This is a genomic window from Winogradskya humida (assembly GCF_016862215.1).
GTDB classification, from domain to species: Bacteria; Actinomycetota; Actinomycetes; order Mycobacteriales; family Micromonosporaceae; genus Actinoplanes; species Actinoplanes humidus.
Window position 1 is genome coordinate 109,285 of record NZ_BOMN01000112.1, and the last position, 16,346, is coordinate 125,630.

Genomic DNA, 16,346 nt, shown 5'->3' on the forward strand with positions numbered 1-16,346 from the left:
GCCTGGTACCGATTGTGCCTGTATCCGCTCCCCGCAGCCGATGACGCTGGTCCCCATGACCGACAGCAAAACCACCACCAAGGGCCTGCTCTCCGGCAAGGTCGTCCTCATCACCGGCGCGAGCCGCGGCATCGGCGCGGCAGCGGCCCGCCTGTTCGCCCGTGAGGGAGCGAGCGTTGTTCTCGCTGCTCGCACCGTCGACGCCCTCGACCGCATCGTCACCGGCATCAGGGCCGCCGGCGGCATCGCCGACGCCGTCGCCTGCGACCTCGCCGACAGCGACAGCATCCGAGCGGCGATCGACCACGTCGCCGACCTGCACGGCCGCCTCGACGGCGCGTTCAACAACGGCGCCGCGATCCAGCACGCCGGGCCCCCTCGACGAGACCAGCGACGAGGACATCGACACCCAATTCGCCGTCAACTTCCGCGGCCACTGGACCGCCATGGTCCACGAAGCCGCCATCATGCGCCGTGGCGGTGGCGGCGCGATCGTCAATACGTCCAGCATCGGCAGCCGGCGCGCGAACCCGGCCCTGCCCGCCTACGGCGCGATGAAGCGAGCCCTGAACAGCATCACCGAAACCGCCGCGGTCACCTGGGCACCCGACCACATCCGGGTCAACGGTCTCACCCCCGGCGGCACCGCCACCGAGATGATCGACGCCTGGGAGGCCATGACCCCCGGCATCATCGATCAGATCAACGCCACCAGCCCCATGGGCCGCATGGCCACCCCCGACGAGGTCGCCGAAGCCGCCCTCTGGCTGCTCAGCGACCGGGCCTCCGCCGTCAGCGGCGCCATCCTCCCGGTCGACGGCGCCGCCGGCGCCTGACAACCGCCCACCGCGTCAGCCCGGGCTGTCACAACACGTTCACGCCCGCGGTGGTCACGCTCGTGTCGTCCTGGCCTTCCCGCCCCGGCCTTCCCGCCCCGGCCTTCCCGCCCCGGCCTTCCCGCCCCGGCCTTTCCACCCCCGCCTTCCACTGCCCGGGTCGCGACCTTCCCGTCGCGGCCGGGAGGGCTACCGGTTGTCCCGGGTGGGGTCGCCGAGGAGACGGCGAACCTGGTCGACGAGCTCGGCCTGGAACGCGATCAGGCTGCCGTCAGCCACCCCGACGCGGTAGTCCGGCCCGGTCTCGGCATCACCGGCCTGCCGCGGATCGGGCCGCCGCACGGCACCGTCCTCGTGGCCGGCCGCATAGGCGAGCAGGGCATTCTCGATCGGGCTCTCGTCCGGCATGCGCGCCAATCTCGCACGCCGCCCCGCTCCGGCCCACCGTCCGTCCGGGCGACCCCCGGCCCTCCGATCGGCTCGCATTCCCGCTGGTAAAACCCACTATTTGGCCTATCGCGGCCGCACCCGCCTCCCCCGGCCACCACCGGCACACCCGCCTCCCGCGGGCCACCGCCGCCCGGACCCGGCACGCCCGCTTCCCCGGGGCCACCGCCGCCCGGACCCGGCACGTTCGCTTCCCGGGGCGCCTACCAGAGGGTGCGACGTTGTCGGATGCCGATTCCTCGGGCGTCTCACTGGGGTGCGGCGTTATCGGGTGCCGATGGGAACCGGTTGCCGGGTGCCGGCGCGGCGCAGGAACAGGGCCGCGGCGCCGCCGGCCGGGAGCAGGATCCAGCAGGAGAGCAGGCGGTAGATCAGTACCGCGGCGGAGGCGATGATGGCGGTGGCGCCGGCGGTGGTGAGACCGGCGACCAGGGCTGTTTCGATGACGCCGATGCCGCCCGGGGAGAGGGGGACCTGGCGGACGATCTGGACGCCGAGGTAGATGCCCGCGAGGGTGATGAGGTTGACGTCCAGGCCCAGGGCGCGGGTGCAGGCGACGAGGCAGAGCAGGTCCGTGAGCCAGTTGAGGGCGGCGTACCCGACCACCGCGCACCAGTCCCGGATCCGGAGGCCCGCGCCTGCCCGCCACGCCTCGCGGGCCGCGACGAGCAGGCCGTGCACGTACAGCGCGACCCGGCCGCGCTGTTTCACCGACTCCGGCGAAGCAGAAGGCGAGGGCGCAGGGGGTGCCTCGGCGAGGCGGCGGCCCAGGGCGACCGCGGCGAACGTCAGGGCGGCCAGCACGCCGACGATGACCAGCGGGCGCCAGGTCAGCGATGTCGTCGAGCTGTACATCAGGACGACGGCGCCGCCGGCGACGTAGATGAGTGCCAGGCCGCCGATGGATGCGAGGCCGTTCACGATCGCGCTGACCGCGCCGATCTCGCGGGGGGCGCCGGCACGCTCGTACTCGCGGATCGAATATCCGGCCGAGACCGCGGCACCGGCGGGGACGGAGATCGAAATCGCGGTCCCGGCGACGGTGATGGCCATGACCCGGCGGCGGCGGATCCGGACGCCGAGCGCGTTGAGCAGGTACTGGTGCTGGCAGGCGAAGGCCCCGATCGAGGCGATCTGGAGGACGACGGCGGCTGCCACCCAGCCCCAGTGGGCACCGGTCAGCGCGACGAGGAACTCGTGCGGGTCGGGCAGCCGGCCGCGCAGCCCGATCGCGGCCAGCACGAGCACCGAGACGGCGACCCCGGCCAGCCGCAGCCGCCGGCTGCGCCATGATCGGGGAGCGTCGGGCGGCTCTGCGGTGGACGACAACATGACCTGATCCTTGCAAGCGCGTGCACGCTCGCGTTTCGACCCCCTTTGCGCATTACCCGGCCACGACGTCCCCGATCGCCTGGTCGAGCATCTCGAGGCCGAGTGCCAGCTCCTCCACGGTCGCGGTCAGCGGCGGCGCAATTCTAAATATTCCACCCATTCCGGGCAGCTGGACGACGTTGACGTGCAGGCCGAGCTCGAGACAGCGCCGGGTGACGCCGGCGCCGAGCGCGTCGGAGCCCTCCTTGGTCTTGCGATCCACGACCAGCTCGATGCCCTGCATCAGGCCACGACCCCGGACGTCCCCGACCACGTCGTGCCGGTCCTGGATAGCCAGCAGACCAGCCCTCAGGTACGCGCCCAGCTGCTGAGCGCGTACCTCCATCTGCTGTTCCTGAAGCACATCGAGCACGGTGTTGCCGACGGCCGCGACCAGCGGGTCCGAGACGTGCGTGGTGTAGAACAGGTAGCCGCGGTCGTGGGCGCGCTGCTCGATCTCGTCGGTGGTGATGACGGCAGCCAGGGGCAGGCCCGCGCCCAGCGTCTTGGACAGCGTCAGCATGTCGGGGACGATGCCGTCGCGCTCGAACGCGTACCACGTCCCCGTGCGGCACAACCCGGTCTGCGCCTCGTCGACGATGAGCAGCATCCCCCGCTCGCGGCACTTCTGCGCCAGGGCGGCGAGGTAACCCGGCGGCGGCTCGAGGATGCCACCGGAGCTGAGGATCGGCTCGACGATGCAGGCCGCGAGGCTCCCGGTCGACTGGGCGTCCACCAGGGAGAACCCGAAGTCCAGCTGCCGCCGCCAGTCGAACTCCCCATCGGAAGTCACAAAGTCGGGACGGTACGAGTCCGGCGCCGGGATCGCGAAGTTGCCCGGGGACGCGGGGCCGTACCCCTGATGCCCGGCACTGTAGGTCGCGGCGGCCGCCGCCTGCGTCATGCCGTGCCACGACCGCGCGAAGGCCACGATCTCGTGCTTGCCGGTCACGAGCTTGGCCATCCGGATCGCCGCCTCGTTAGACTCGGCACCCGTCGTGAGCAGCATCGCCTTGGTCAACGGCTCCGGCAACGACTCGGCGAGCCGGCGCGCGAGCTCGACAACGGGCCGCGACAACATCCCGCTGAACAGATGGTCGAGGCTCGCGATCTGCTCCTGCACCGTCCGCACCACCGCCGGATGGCTGTGCCCGAGGATCGCGCTCATCTGCCCCGACGTGAAGTCGAGGATCTTCCGGTCGTCCGCGGTGTAGACGAAGCTCCCCGCCGCCCGCTCGATGATCTCGGGCGTGAACGGCCCCCCGTACCGAACAAGATGCCGTTCCGCGTCCGACCAGAAGCTTTGCGTCATGCCCTCACGATAGGCACCCGCTGCTGTGCGTTAAAGCATGGATATCCGGCTACGCTGTGCATAAATTCCGCACAAGGAGCCACTCCGTTGAACCCGACCCGCCTGGAGATGCTCAGCCTCCTGGACGGCCTGGGCACCGTACGAGCCGTCGCCGCAGCCCTGCACCTGAGCCCCTCCGCGGTCTCCGCCCAACTGGCCGTCCTCGAAACCGAGGCCGGCGCCGAACTCCTGCACCGCACCGGCCGCCGCGTAGCCCTGACCCCCGCCGGCCACACCCTCGCCCGCCACGCCCGGATCATCCTCGACCAGCTCCGCGCCGCCAAACAGGAGCTCCAGAGCCCCACCGGAGAACCAGCCGGCCACGTACGCATGGCAGCGTTCTCCAGCGCCATCCGCGCCCTGTCCATCCCCCTGGCCAAACGCCTGGCCGAAACCCACCCGGCAATCACCCTGACCGTCGCGGAACTGGACCCGATGGCCGCCCACCAGGCCCTCCGCCGAGGCGAGTACGACATCATCGTCACCGCGGACTTCATCGACGGCTCCACCGCCCTGGACCCGACGCTGAACACCTACCCGCTCCTCGCAGACGACGTAGTCCTGGTCGTGCCCTCCCCCGCCCCGGACCTGTCCCCCATCAACATCGCCGACCTCGCCGACGCCGCCTGGTCCATCGACATGCCCGGCACCTACCTGTCCAACCTTGTCACCAGCACCTGCCGCCGAGCCGGCTTCGAACCCATCATCACCGGCCGCTTCTCCAGCTACGAACTCCTCCTCGCCCACGTCGAAGCCGGCCTCTCCATCTCCCTCCTCCCCTCCCTGGCCATCGACCACCGCTACCAGGTAACCCCCCGCCCCCTCCACACCCCCCTCACCCGCCACGTCTACGCCGCCACCCGAGGCACCCCCACCCCACCCCCCGCCACCCAAACCGTCCTCACCACCCTCCAATCCCTCACCACCCCCAATTCCCGCCCACCCGGCCCCTCACCCGCCACAAACCCCAGACCATGACGCTCCTGGCCACACGAGACCCCGGCCAGACCTCCCCGCTCGCGAACCTCGGACCACGACGCTCCCGGCCGCCCTGAGACTCCCGGCCAGATCTCCATGAGGCCAGATCTCCATGAGGCCAGACCTTCACGAGGCCAGACCTTCGTGCGGCTCGGAGGTCACGCTGGGGTTCGTTGGGGCCGGGAGGTCAAAGGTCCTGGCGGCTCGTGGGGATCGGGCTGTCGCGGCTGGAATTCAGCTGCTCAGGGGCTGCCTGCGAGCCCGCGCTGACCGCGATCCCCAAGGCCGCGCTGCCACGGGCTTTTCGCAGAGGTGAGGTACCCGCCGCAGAGCCGAGCTCGCTGAGCCCGCCGCTGAATTACTGCTGAGTGAATCTTCTTCCCGAGAATCTGCCACGAAGCCCACGAAGCCCACGAAGCCCACCGAAGCCCACGAAGCCCACGAAGCCTTGCGCCGCCGGGCCGCCGGGCCGCCGCAACCGCCGCAGCCGCCGCGCCACGATCACTTGCGTCACGATCGCCCCCTCCCGATCGCCCCATCACGATCCCGCCATCACCATCGCTGCGGCATCCTAGGAGGCTAGGCGACAGGCTTCCCATGCGGACGTCGAATGGGGGAGCCGATGGGTGTCGTGCGCTGAAGAACGATTGCCTCGCGTTTGACGGGGCGCGCCGCACAAAGTTGCGGGAAAGGAGAGCCCGACGCAACATCGAGCCACACGCCGTCAAACAACATACGGGCTGGACAATAACTGCCGCGCGCTTGACAGGATCGGCCGCACGAAGCTGCCGAGAAAGAGACTCCGCCGCAACATTCAGCCACACGTCATACGACAACTTCCGGGCCGGGAAATAACTACCCGAAATTGACAGGAAATGCCGTAGGAAGCTGCGGCAAAAGGGACCTCGACGCAATATCGAGCCACGCAGCCCGGGTGCGGTCAGGCCGACATCTGCCAGGGCGCGCTATCGCCCTCGGGCACCCCTGGCTCCGGCACTCAGCCATAGGCCTGATCAGCCGCAACCGATCCGAAGGATGAGCGTGGCCGGCCGGTCCGGGCCGGCCACGCTCTCAGGGGCGGGTCAGGCCCGGTCGGCGGCGATGAGGAGGTAGTGGAAGCTGCCTTCCTGGTAGGCGGTGAGGAAGGCCTCTTCGATGCCGGTGGCTACTGAGGACTTGGCGCGGAGTTGCCAGTACGGGATGGTGGCGGCGGTGAGGTCCACGACGTTGATCGGGACGAGGCCGTTTTCAGCGAGGGCCTTGAAGTATGCGCTGCGGGGGTGGATGTCGCAGGTGTAGTGCTCGTTGATTTTGCTGACCGCTTTGGAGCGGAGGCCGGTGACGTCGTTGGCGCAGCCGGTGATGCAGACGTAGCGGCCGCCGAAGTCGAGGACGCGGGCGAATTCACGGTAGAGGTCGCCGAGGTCGACGTACATTGTCGTCTCGTTCGTCCAGATTGCCTGGCGGGAGGCCGTGGGCAATTCTGTTTGCAGCATGTTGCGGAAGTGGAAGCGGACCTTGTCGGAGACGCCGCGGCGGGCGGCCTGGTCGTTGGCGAAACCTACCTGGTATTCGGAGATGGAGACGCCGTCGGCCTCGCAGCCGAAGCGGCGGTTGGCCATGATGCTGGTGCCGCCCCGGCCTGAGCCGCCGTCGAGGACCTTGTCGTCGGGGCCGAGGGGGCCCAGGTGGTCGAGGAGGAGGTCGGCCTGGGCGCTTTCGAGGCGGTGGAGTTCGTTGATGATTCGCTGGTCGCGGGTCTCGGCGGGGCCTTCGAGGACGGACGGGTCGTAGCCGCCGACGCCGTAGTGGTGGTGGAACAGGCCGTCGACCTCGCCGAGGCGCAGGTTGACCGGGTCTTCCTGGTTGGTGTTCCAGTAGGCGGCGACGGACTTCTCGAAGTGCGTACGCAGGACGGGCGTCTCGAACGTGGTGGTCATGATCAGCTCCTTGCTGACGAAGGTGACGTGGATGACGAAGGTGACGTGGGTGACGACGGTGACGTGGGTGACGACGGTGCCGAGTGGTAACGGCCGGAGGTGGCGTGCCATTGGCGGCTGCCGCCGAGCCAGGCCCAGGTGTCCGCGAGGAAGCGCCGGAGCATCGGGCTGCCGGTCGCGCTGAGCTGGGTGGCGAGGCCGACGAACGTGTGCATGAGTTCGTTGTGGATCTCGACGGTGCGCAGGACGGCTTCGTGGCGGGTCAGGCCCTCGTTGGCGACGAGGACGGTGGGCAGGTTGAAGTCGTTCTCGGATTCCTGGGCGCCCGAGTACAGGTCGTTGATCAGGACTGCGGCGTTGCCCGCGGTGGTGAACGCCTGGCGGACCAGGGGCTGGTAGAACTCCTGCGCCGGGACCTCGTAACCGGCCAGGACGTCGACGAGGATCATCGGCGGGAGGTAGTTGTTGAGGTGCCGTTGCACGAGGTATTCCCAGACCGGTGGGGTGCGGCGGTTGGCGTGCCAGTCCGCTTCCTGGGTCCAGGCGAGGAACAGCGTCGCCATCTGGTGCTGGAAGCGGCCCATCTGCGTGATCGACGCGTACCGGGAAAGGTGTTCCATCGCGGTGCGGAACGCCACCGAGATCGGCTGGAGCCGGTGGTGGTCGTCCATGTCGGCGGCGTAGCGCCGGGGCAGCTGCGCGGGGTCGGTGACGGCGTGCAGGTTCGCCAGCCGCGAGCCGACCTGCATCGGGTCGGCGCCGAGTTCCACCTCGTCGACGTAGTAGTCGTCGGCCGCCCATTCGGCGACGAGGCACTTGGCGGCGGCGACCAGGCGGTCGGCGTCGAGGGCCCCGGGGTGGGCGAGCATCATGAACCGCCCGAAGCCGCAGGCGCGCAGCTTCTCCAGGCGTCCGGAGTAGATGCCGACCTGGTCCGCCCACGCGACGACCTGCTCGTTGACGAAATCCCCGAGGGCGACGTCCTCGCGCAGTGCCCCGGGGCAGAACAGCTCGTCGTCGGCGGCGTGGAACGGTTTCAGGAACGCGCGCGCGGCTGACGTACCCAGACCGGTGGGAAGCAGACGCCCCAGGTCGCCAGGTGGGGCACCGCGCAGATCCGCGATGATCGTGTGCGAAAGGCTCACGAGGGCCCGCTAGTGGGACAGCTCGACATGGTCGAGGATGCCGAGCGCGTCCGGGACCATCACCGCGGCCGAGTAGTAGGCACTGACGAGGTACGACATGAGCGCCTGCTCGGTGATGCCCATGAACCGTACGTTGAGGCCGGGCTGGTACTCGTCGGGCAGCCCGGTCTGGTGCAGGCCGACGACGCCCTGGTTGTCCTCGCCGATCCGCATGGCCATGATCGACGTGGTGTGGTTGGCGTTCACCGGGATCTTGCCGCACGGCAGGATCGGCACGCCGCGCCACGAGGGGACGGTGTGACCGTCCTTCTCGACCGGTGGCGGGTAGATGCCCCGTTTGGTGCATTCCCGGCCGAACGCGGCGATCGCCTTGGGGTGGGCCAGGAAGAAGCGGGTGCCCCGACGCATGCTGAGCAGCTCGTCGAAGTCGTCGGGGGTGGGCGGGCCGCTGCGGGTGTGGATGCGCTGGCGCAGGTCGGCGTTGTGCAACAGACCGAACTCGGGGTTGTTGACGAGCTCGTACTCCTGGCGTTCGCGCAGTGCCTCGATGGTGAGCCGCAGCTGCTGCTCCATCTGGTTGATCGGCTCGTTGTAGAGGTCTGCGACCCGGGTGTGGACGCGCAGGACGGTCTGGGCGACGCTCAGCTCGTACTCACGCGGGGTGAGTTCGTAGTCGACGTACGTGCCGTTGAGGACCGGCTCGCCGGTGTGGCCCGCCGCCACCGCGATCTCCGCCTCGCCGTGCTTGTTCTGCGGCCGGCGCGACTTGGCCTGGAACTGCTCGACGTGCGACCGCAGTGACTCGCTGCGGGCCGTCAGCTCCGTGAACGCGCTGCGGGGCAGGACGAGCAGCGTGACCGCGGTCATCGCCTTGGCCGTGTAGTTCCAGATGGCCTGGTCCTCGACGAGGACCTGCTCGCCGAACTTCTCCCCGTCGGCGAGGACGCCGAGGCTGACCGGGTCGCCGTACGAGCCGACGCCGATCTTGTCGACCTTGCCGTGCGCGATCAGGCAGAGGTGGTCGGCGACTGAGCCGAACTCGACCAGGACCTGGCCAGGTTCGTACTCCTGCTGCTGGAACCGGTCGGCGATGGAGCGCAGGATCTCGTCGTCCTCGACGCCGGCGAAGACCGGGATCTCGCGCAGTTCGGCCGGGACGACCTGGACGACCGAGCCGGTGTTGGTGAACGTGAGCCGGCCGTCGCCGAGGCGGTAGGTCATCCGCCGGTTCACCCGGTAGGTGCCGCCGGACACCTGCACCCACGGCAGCGAGCGCAGCAGCCACCGGGAGCTGATCTCCTGCATCTGCGGGACGGATTTGGTGGTGTGCGTCAGGTTCCGGGCGGCGGCCGTGCTCAGGCTCTGCTTGTGCTTCTTGTCGACTTCTTCGTCACGGATCTCGGACTTCACTGGACTGACCACGGATGAAAACCCCGTTTCGTCGGGTTTGTCTTGATCAAGGCCAGTTCTATCCCACCCTTCTCAGCCGTTTGTCGGGTTTCGCGTAAATTGAGCCGTTTCAGCACCTAGGCTCCTGATCATGGAAGCCCTGGTTCCCGACGGCATCGCCCGCACGGTCGTCATGGCCGCACCCCGCTCGTTCTGCGCCGGCGTCGAACGCGCGATCGACATGGTCGACCAGGTGCTGCGGCAGCGCGGCGCCCCGGTCTACGTACGCCGTCAGATCGTCCACAACGCCCACGTCGTCGCCGGCCTGCAGGACCGCGGCGCGATCTTCGTCGACGAGCTGGACGACGTACCCGACGGCTCAACGGTGGTGTTCTCCGCGCACGGCGTGGCCCCCGCCGTCCGGACCGAGGCGGGCCGGCGCGACCTCGACGTCGTCGACGCGACCTGCCCCCTGGTCACCAAGGTCCACAGCGAGGCCCGCCGGTACGCCGCCCGCGGCGACACCGTGCTGCTGATCGGCCACGACGGGCACGACGAGGTGGAGGGCACCCTGGGCCAGATCCCCGGGCAGATCCGGCTCGTCCAGGACGCCGCCGAGGCACGCGCCGTCGCCGTCGCCGATCCCGGCCGCGTCTCCTACCTGACCCAGACCACGCTCGCCGCCGACGAGACCAGCACCGTGATCGACGCCCTGCGGGACCGTTTCCCCCGGCTGGCCGGCCCGGACACCGACGACATCTGTTACGCCACCACGAACCGTCAGGAAGCTGTCACCGCGATCGCCGACCGGTGCGACCTCGTGCTCGTGGTCGGCTCGGCGAACTCGTCCAACTCGCAACGGCTCGTCGAGGTCGCTGCCCGGCGTGGCACTCCCGCTCACCTGGTGGAGGACGCTTCCCGCGTACGCCCGGAATGGCTGGTGAATGCCCGGACGATCGGCGTGACCGCGGGTGCGTCCGCGCCCCCGCACCTGGTCGATGAGCTCGTCACCGCCCTGGCCGGACTCGGCCCGCTCACCGTGACCGAGCACCGCACGAGCGAGGAGACGATCACGTTCGTCCTTCCGCCGGCATTACGCCCGGCGCCGTAGCCCCGCGTCCAGCAGCGGCGGTGTGCGGTAGTCCTGGTCGAGGCGGCCGACGTCGGTGCCCGGCGGGACGATCTCGTCGATCCGGTCGAGGATCTCGCCGGTCAGGGTGACGTCGAAGCCGGCGATCAGATCGTCGAGCTGCTCCATCGTCCGCGCACCGAGCAGGGCACTCGTGACACCGGGATGGGCGGTCACGAACGCCATGGCGAGATGCGTGAGCGGCAGGCCCGCCTTCTCGGCGAGCGGGACGAGCTGCTCCACGACGTCGAGGCGGCGCTCGTCGGCGATGTGCTTGAAGAAGGCACCCCGGCGCAGGTCGGTCTCCTGTCCCTTGCGGATGCGCCCGGTAAGCGTGCCCTGCGCGAGCGGACCCCAGATCAGCGTCCCCATCCCGTAGCGCTGCGCGACCGGCAGCACCTCGCTCTCGACGCCGCGGTTCAGGATCGAATACGCGACCTGTTCGGTGCGGAACCGCTCGAGACCGCGGCGCTCGGCCGACCACTGCGCCTCGACGATCTCGGACACGGGCGTGTTGGACGAGCCGGCCGCCCGGACCTTCCCGCTGCGCACCAGGTCGGTCAGCGCGGAGAGCGTCTCCTCGATGTCGGTTCCGGGATCGAGCCGGTGCACCTGGAAGACGTCGATGTAGTCGGTCCCCAGCCGGCGCAGCGACCCCTCGACAGCGGCCATGATCCACCGCCGGGACATGCCCTGCTCGTTGGGATCGTCACTCATCGGCCGCCCGAACTTGGTAGCGATCACCACCTTGTCCCGGCGCCCCCGCAGCGCCTCCCCCACGATCTCCTCGGACTCGCCGTACGAATACACGTCCGACGTGTCGATGACGTTGATCCCCGCGTCGAGGGCCTTGTGGATGATGCGGATCGCGTCGTCGTGGTCGGGGTTGCCGACCCCGGCCGCCCTGCCGAACATCATGGCGCCGAGAGCATAAGGGCTGACCCTGATCCCGGTACGCCCGAGCGTGCGGTACTGCATGAGCTGCCTCCTGTCGTCGCGGTTCCCCTCACGATGCGCCCGCCCCGGCCCGCGCGGCAGCGGAGCACTCATCATGGGAGCGGCACTCCCCCGCAACGACTAGGCTCCCCGGATCATGAGGGCACTCGTGGTTCGCGGCGGCTGGGCAGGGCACGAACCGGTCGCCTGCACGGAACTGTTCATCGGCTTCCTGCGCGGGCACGGCGCGAGCGTCGAGGTGGCGGAGACGCTCACGGCGTACGAGGATGAAGGTCTTCTGGATCGTGCGGACCTGATCGTGCAGTGCTGGACCGGCGGCACCCTCACCGAGGAGCAGGAACACAACCTGGTCCATCGCGTACGCACGGGAGCGGGCTTCGCGGGCTGGCACGGCGGCATCGTCGCCACCGCCTACGAGGCCCGCGACTACCAGTTCATGATCGGCGGCCGCTTCCTGTGCCACCCCGGCGAATTCGTCGACTACGACGTCAACGTCACCGCCGCCCACCCCATCATGAAGGACATCACCGACTTCTCCGTACGCACGGAGCAGTACTACTGCCACGTCGACCCCACCCTCGAGGTCCTCGCCACCACCACGTTCACCGGCGCCCACGACGCCCCGGAAACCGCGGGCGCGGTGATGCCGGTCGTCTGGCTGCGCCACTTCGGCCACGGCCGCGTCTTCGTCAACACCCTCGGCCACTCCCCCGCCGACCTCCAGCTACCCCAGACCCGCACCATCACCGAACGCGGCCTGCTCTGGGCAGCGGGCTAGCGCTCTTTCGCGCGGGCGCGGCAGGTGGCGGGCTGATCAGGCGTCCGGCATCGTGCGGTCGATCGCGTCGCCGAGGGTCTGGGCGGGCACCTCACCGCACGTGGACTCGACGTTCAACCGATCGAAGGTGCGCAGCTTCTTCCCCATTTCGGTGGCAATACTGCGGACGGCCTGATCGCGGACCTCCGGCGCGCTCTCCATGAACTCCTGGCACGTGGACCCGGCTGAGAGCGACCCACCGGTCACGTCCGCCATGACGCCGCCAACCGCGCGATACCCGCCGTAGATCAGCCCGGCGAAGACTGCGAGGGCGATGAGCACCCCTCCGATTACGCCGCCAAGCGGGTAGGTCCTGTTGCCGATATGCACGCGCTTGCTGTGGCTGACAACCGTGGCGTGGTCACCGACGTTGCCGCCGAACGCGATCCCGCCGCTCGTCGCGGTTGTCCCGGAACCCGTGCCGGTCCACGCCGAGAGGCTCCTGGCGAACCCCTGATCCGTGCCGGCGACCCGGTTGATCGTGGCGACGAGACGCTGCTGAGCCATGCCATTGGCGGGGTCGGCCGCGAAGTCCTCCCAGGCACTGTCCCCCTGAAGTCTTTCCGCGAGCTTCTTCCGTAATCCGTACACCTCGGCGGCGGCATAATTTCCTGCCGCACCGACGAGAACTCCTACGATGATCGATCCGATGTCCGCCACGCCGTCGATTATTTCGAGGTGCGACGCGGACGGCATGCGGCGTTCGGGCCGATCCCCTAACGGCTCGGCGCCCTCGTTCCGGCTAGCCCTTTTTGGCCCGGGCGCGGTAGGCGGCGACGGCGTTGCGGTTGGCGCAGGCGGTGCTGCAGAAGCGGCGGGAGCGGTTGCGGGTGAGGTCGATGACGAGGTTGTCGCAGGTGTCGTCGGTGCACTGTGACAGGCGGGAGACCTCGTCGGCGCGGACGAGGTCGATCATCGCCATGGCGGTCTCGACGGTGACGCGGGCGGCGAGGGGGGCATTGTCGGCGATGGCGTGGACGTGCCAGTCGAGGTCGCCGTGGCGGACCAGGCGGGGGCTGGCCGGGGCCTGGGCGAGCAGGTCGTTGACCAGGGTCGCGGCGCGGTCGCGGTCGCTGGTCAGCAGGTCGCGCAGGGCGGGTCGCAGGGCGTTCAGGGCGGCGAGCTCGGCGGCGTCGCGGTCGCGGCGGCCGGTGTATTCGTGGTGGGCGTACCAGGTGTCCACGTCGGCGGTCGTGGCGAAGGCGGTGTTGACCAGTGTGACGGCCGCTCGCAGGGAGCACTCGGTGTCATAGGCAAAGAGCACCTTGACATATTACGCCGACGACTCCTAGCGTCATGGTCTATGACGCAGTTGGCCGATGACATCACCTCCGCACACCGCAGCCGTACGGCGGCCGGGCTGCTGCTCGCCGTCGTCTCGGCGGCCTCCTTCGGGCTGTCCGGGCCGCTCGCCAGCGGAATGTTCGCCACCGGCTGGAGTCCCGGCGCGGTCGTCCTGGCCCGGATCGGCATCGCCGCCGTCGTCGTCGCGCCGTTCGGGGCCCTGGCGATGCGCGGGCAGTGGCACAAGCTGCGCACCCATGCCCGTCAGGTGCTGCTCTACGGCCTGCTCGCAACGGCCGGCGCGCAGTTCTGCTACTTCGCCGCGGTCGCCACGATGGACGTCGCACCGGCGCTGCTCATCGAGTACACCGCACCCGCCGCCGTGGTCGCCTGGCTGTGGATCCGCCAGGGGCAGCGGCCCACCCGGCTCACCGTGGCCGGCGCCGGCCTCGCCGCGCTCGGCCTGGTCCTCGTGCTCGACCTGCTCTCCGGCGCCGACCTGGCGTGGGCCGGCGTCGCCTGGTCGCTGGCCGCGATGGTCGGCGCCACGTCGTACTTCCTGATCTCGGCGGACACCGGCAACGGCCTGCCACCGGTCGCCCTCGCCGGGGCCGGCCTGACGATCGGAGCGCTGGCCCTCGGCGCCCTCGCCCTGATCGGCGTCCTGCCGATGCACGCCAGCACCCGGCCCGCGGCGTACGCGACCGGCAGTGTCGCCTGGTGGATCCCGTTGCTGCTGCTGGGTTTCGTCACCGCGGCCCTCGCCTACATCGCCGGCATCGTCGCCAGCCGCCGCCTCGGCTCCCGGGTCGCGTCGTTCGTGGCCCTGCTGGAGGTCGTCGCCGGCGTGCTGTTCGCCTGGCTGCTGCGCGACCAGCTCCCCGGCACCGCCCAGGTCGCCGGCGGCCTGCTCATCATCGCCGGCGTCGTCCTGGTCAAGCTGGGCGATCCCCCACCGGCCGGCTGAGCAGCGCCACCACCTCGGCGGCGGTCAGCTCACGCTCCTGCTCCGGGTCGGCGCCGGCCAGCCGAGTGCCTGCGACATCTCGGTAGACGGCCGCTATGGCGGCGTACACATCAGGAGTGAGCCCGGCCGATTCCTGGGTCGCGGAGATCTCCAGCATCTCGTCCACAAAACGCCCCGCCTTGGTCGCCGACCGCGCAACCCCTGCGGTCTGCGCAAGGCCGTTACGGGCCAGATCATCAACCACAGCGTCGAGTACGCCGTAAGCGCCCGCAGTCCGCATAGCCTGGGTGATCAGCGCGGTCAGACCCTTGTAGACGCCACCCGTACACATCTTGAGCGCACTCGCCGTCCCCACCGCGCCCGCCAGCACCACCGGCTCGACCTGCCCCGCCCACGGCAGCCCGGCAACCACGTCCGCACCCTCCCCGGCGAGATAGACCCGCGCACCGGGCCTCGCGCTCGGCGGCGGCCCCGAGATCGACCCGTCGACCAGAACCAGACCCTTCAGCTCAGCCGCGATCCGCCCCATCGTCGCCGGCGACACCGCGTTCAGATCAGCCACCACCGGCGCCACCCCGGCCCGATCCGCGGCGGCCCGGATCGCCACGGCAGCATCGATCGCATCGCCCGGCGGCGTCACCGACAGCACCACGTCCGCCACGGCAACGACATCGTCGAGCGTCGGCAGCAACTCCAGCCCGGCCCGCCCCGCCAGCCGCCCCGTCCGCGCGGACCGCCCCGCCACCGTCGCCACCACCCGGGCACCACCCGCCCGCAGAGCCCCGCCGAGCCCCGCACCCATGTACCCCGGGCTCACCACGGCCACCGTCGTTCGCTGATCGTCCATGCCCGCCATCTTGCTACCCTCGGTGACCGTGACAGCCATCAGCACCATCGGCATCCTCGGCGCCGGCAAGGTGGGCACGGCACTGGCCCGGCTCGCCGTCGCAGCCGGATACCGCGTCCTCATCGCCGGCTCCGGCCCGGCCACCAAGATCTCCCTGATCGTCGAGGTCCTGGTGCCGGGCGCCGTGGTCGCCACCGCCGCGGAAGCCGCCACCCAGGCCGACCTCGTCGTGCTGGCGCTGCCGCTGGGCAAGTACCGCACGATCCCCGTGGCCGAGCTGCGCGGCAAAATCGTCGTGGACGCCATGAACTACTGGTGGGAGGTCGACGGGCCCCGCGACGACCTGACCGACCCGCGTACGTCGTCGAGCGAACTCGTCCAGGCCTTCCTCCCGGAGTCACGGGTCGTCAAGGGCTTCAACCACATGGGCTACCACGACCTCGAACAGGAATCCCGCCCCGCCGGCGACCCCAAGCGCAAGGCCATCGCCATCGCCGGCAACAACCCGGACGACCTCACCACCGTCGCCGGCCTGATCGACCACCTCGGCTTCGACCCGGTCCCCGCCGGCAACCTCCCCGAAGGCATCCGCCTCGAACCCGGCACAGAACCCTTCGGCGCCAACGTCGACGCCACCACCCTGGCCGCGATGATCGCCCGTTTCCCCGGATCCGAACGCGGTCGCGCGGTGATGGCGGCACGCTCCACGCCACCGGGGAAACAGCGCTGAACCGGACGCATCGCCCAGCCATGGCGACCGAGTGGTATATGTCACATCACTCATCATGCGTTCTGGAATCACTGCGAACGCCCATGAGGCGTTGGCCGTACCGAGCAGCTCAATGACCCTGAAATTGCCCGCGGCGCACGCCGACGCGCGAATTCAGG

Annotated in this window: 15 protein-coding genes and 1 pseudogene; 6 read left to right on the top strand and 10 right to left on the bottom strand. The window is 69.9% G+C overall.

The genetic code is table 11. The features are described from left to right. The first annotated feature begins 55 nt into the window (after positions 1–55). Positions 56–836, top strand: a pseudogene (locus Ahu01nite_RS51910) (SDR family NAD(P)-dependent oxidoreductase). A 189-nt stretch (positions 837–1,025) separates the two neighbouring features. Here the strand turns inward: Ahu01nite_RS51910 and Ahu01nite_RS38655 are convergent. From Ahu01nite_RS38655 to Ahu01nite_RS38665, 3 genes are all read right to left on the bottom strand, one after another. Next, positions 1,026–1,244 carry a hypothetical protein gene (locus tag Ahu01nite_RS38655; protein WP_239159486.1) on the bottom strand — a complete coding sequence of 73 codons (219 nt, stop codon included), beginning with the start codon at positions 1,242–1,244 and terminating at the stop codon, positions 1,026–1,028. Between the two features lie 303 nt (positions 1,245–1,547). Next, a complete protein-coding gene (locus Ahu01nite_RS38660; protein WP_203841703.1) occupies positions 1,548–2,615 on the bottom strand; it encodes a lysylphosphatidylglycerol synthase transmembrane domain-containing protein in 1,068 nt (355 codons plus the stop codon). Positions 2,616–2,667: 52 nt separating this feature from the next. Continuing rightward, positions 2,668–3,966 carry an aspartate aminotransferase family protein gene (locus tag Ahu01nite_RS38665; RefSeq protein WP_203841704.1) on the bottom strand — a complete coding sequence of 433 codons (1,299 nt, stop codon included), beginning with the start codon at positions 3,964–3,966 and terminating at the stop codon, positions 2,668–2,670. 87 nt (positions 3,967–4,053) lie between these two features. Between Ahu01nite_RS38665 and Ahu01nite_RS38670 the strand changes: the two genes are divergently transcribed. Next, entirely contained in the window at positions 4,054–4,983 is a 930-nt protein-coding gene (locus Ahu01nite_RS38670) for a LysR family transcriptional regulator (RefSeq protein ID WP_203841705.1), read from the top strand. A gap of 1,082 nt (positions 4,984–6,065) precedes the next feature. Here the strand turns inward: Ahu01nite_RS38670 and Ahu01nite_RS38675 are convergent. Genes Ahu01nite_RS38675 through Ahu01nite_RS38685 form a run of 3 tightly spaced genes read right to left on the bottom strand, consistent with a single transcriptional unit; the run spans position 6,066 to position 9,490 of the window. Then, entirely contained in the window at positions 6,066–7,034 is a 969-nt protein-coding gene (locus Ahu01nite_RS38675; protein WP_239159487.1) for a geranyl diphosphate 2-C-methyltransferase, read from the bottom strand. Further along, on the bottom strand, positions 6,926–8,068 hold the full coding sequence (locus Ahu01nite_RS38680; protein ID WP_203841706.1) for a family 2 encapsulin nanocompartment cargo protein terpene cyclase: 1,143 nt from the start codon (positions 8,066–8,068) through the stop codon (positions 6,926–6,928). The genes Ahu01nite_RS38675 and Ahu01nite_RS38680 overlap by 109 nt, the downstream gene beginning before the upstream one ends. Positions 8,069–8,077: 9 nt before the next feature. After that, positions 8,078–9,490 carry a family 2B encapsulin nanocompartment shell protein gene (locus Ahu01nite_RS38685; protein WP_239159488.1) on the bottom strand — a complete coding sequence of 471 codons (1,413 nt, stop codon included), beginning with the start codon at positions 9,488–9,490 and terminating at the stop codon, positions 8,078–8,080. Between the two features lie 118 nt (positions 9,491–9,608). On the opposite strand from Ahu01nite_RS38685, the gene ispH reads away from it, so the two are divergent. Then, positions 9,609–10,568, top strand: a complete 960-nt coding sequence (ispH, locus tag Ahu01nite_RS38690; protein WP_203841707.1) for a 4-hydroxy-3-methylbut-2-enyl diphosphate reductase — start codon at positions 9,609–9,611, stop codon at positions 10,566–10,568. Here ispH and Ahu01nite_RS38695 read toward each other — a convergent pair. After that, positions 10,551–11,564 carry an aldo/keto reductase gene (locus Ahu01nite_RS38695; RefSeq protein WP_203841708.1) on the bottom strand — a complete coding sequence of 338 codons (1,014 nt, stop codon included), beginning with the start codon at positions 11,562–11,564 and terminating at the stop codon, positions 10,551–10,553. The two genes, ispH and Ahu01nite_RS38695, sit on opposite strands and share 18 nt — an antisense overlap. Positions 11,565–11,679: 115 nt before the next feature. Here Ahu01nite_RS38695 and Ahu01nite_RS38700 point away from each other — a divergent pair, with 115 nt between their 5' ends. Continuing rightward, positions 11,680–12,321: a ThuA domain-containing protein gene (locus Ahu01nite_RS38700; protein WP_203841709.1), complete on the top strand. Its 642-nt coding sequence runs from the start codon at positions 11,680–11,682 to the stop codon at positions 12,319–12,321. A 36-nt stretch (positions 12,322–12,357) separates the two neighbouring features. Here the strand turns inward: Ahu01nite_RS38700 and Ahu01nite_RS38705 are convergent, their stop codons facing one another. Together Ahu01nite_RS38705 and Ahu01nite_RS38710 are read right to left on the bottom strand one after the other, a co-directional pair. Then, positions 12,358–13,020 (bottom strand): hypothetical protein, encoded by a 663-nt coding sequence (locus Ahu01nite_RS38705; protein WP_203841710.1) that lies wholly within the window; start codon positions 13,018–13,020, stop codon positions 12,358–12,360. An 82-nt stretch (positions 13,021–13,102) separates the two neighbouring features. Next, positions 13,103–13,624, bottom strand: a complete 522-nt coding sequence (locus tag Ahu01nite_RS38710; protein ID WP_203841711.1) for a CGNR zinc finger domain-containing protein — start codon at positions 13,622–13,624, stop codon at positions 13,103–13,105. A gap of 39 nt (positions 13,625–13,663) precedes the next feature. Here Ahu01nite_RS38710 and Ahu01nite_RS38715 point away from each other — a divergent pair, with 39 nt between their 5' ends. Beyond that, a complete protein-coding gene (locus Ahu01nite_RS38715; protein ID WP_203841712.1) occupies positions 13,664–14,611 on the top strand; it encodes an EamA family transporter in 948 nt (315 codons plus the stop codon). Here the strand turns inward: Ahu01nite_RS38715 and Ahu01nite_RS38720 are convergent. Continuing rightward, entirely contained in the window at positions 14,580–15,458 is an 879-nt protein-coding gene (locus Ahu01nite_RS38720) for a DUF1932 domain-containing protein (RefSeq protein ID WP_203841713.1), read from the bottom strand. The genes Ahu01nite_RS38715 and Ahu01nite_RS38720 overlap by 32 nt on opposite strands. A gap of 28 nt (positions 15,459–15,486) precedes the next feature. Here Ahu01nite_RS38720 and Ahu01nite_RS38725 point away from each other — a divergent pair, with 28 nt between their 5' ends. Then, on the top strand, positions 15,487–16,188 hold the full coding sequence (locus tag Ahu01nite_RS38725; protein WP_239159489.1) for an NADPH-dependent F420 reductase: 702 nt from the start codon (positions 15,487–15,489) through the stop codon (positions 16,186–16,188). The last annotated feature ends 158 nt before the right edge of the window (positions 16,189–16,346 follow it).

Bases quoted from the DNA above. Each gene is read 5' to 3' on its own strand.
- Ahu01nite_RS38655 (WP_239159486.1), bottom strand. From the start codon at position 1,244: ATGCCGGACGAGAGCCCGATCGAGAATGCCCTGCTCGCCTATGCGGCC.
- Ahu01nite_RS38660 (WP_203841703.1), bottom strand. From the start codon at position 2,615: ATGTTGTCGTCCACCGCAGAGCCGCCCGACGCTCCCCGATCATGGCGC.
- Ahu01nite_RS38665 (WP_203841704.1), bottom strand. From the start codon at position 3,966: ATGACGCAAAGCTTCTGGTCGGACGCGGAACGGCATCTTGTTCGGTAC.
- Ahu01nite_RS38675 (WP_239159487.1), bottom strand. From the start codon at position 7,034: ATGGCACGCCACCTCCGGCCGTTACCACTCGGCACCGTCGTCACCCAC.
- ispH (WP_203841707.1), top strand. From the start codon at position 9,609: ATGGAAGCCCTGGTTCCCGACGGCATCGCCCGCACGGTCGTCATGGCC.
- Ahu01nite_RS38695 (WP_203841708.1), bottom strand. From the start codon at position 11,564: ATGCAGTACCGCACGCTCGGGCGTACCGGGATCAGGGTCAGCCCTTAT.
- Ahu01nite_RS38700 (WP_203841709.1), top strand. From the start codon at position 11,680: ATGAGGGCACTCGTGGTTCGCGGCGGCTGGGCAGGGCACGAACCGGTC.
- Ahu01nite_RS38715 (WP_203841712.1), top strand. From the start codon at position 13,664: ATGACGCAGTTGGCCGATGACATCACCTCCGCACACCGCAGCCGTACG.
- Ahu01nite_RS38720 (WP_203841713.1), bottom strand. From the start codon at position 15,458: ATGGACGATCAGCGAACGACGGTGGCCGTGGTGAGCCCGGGGTACATG.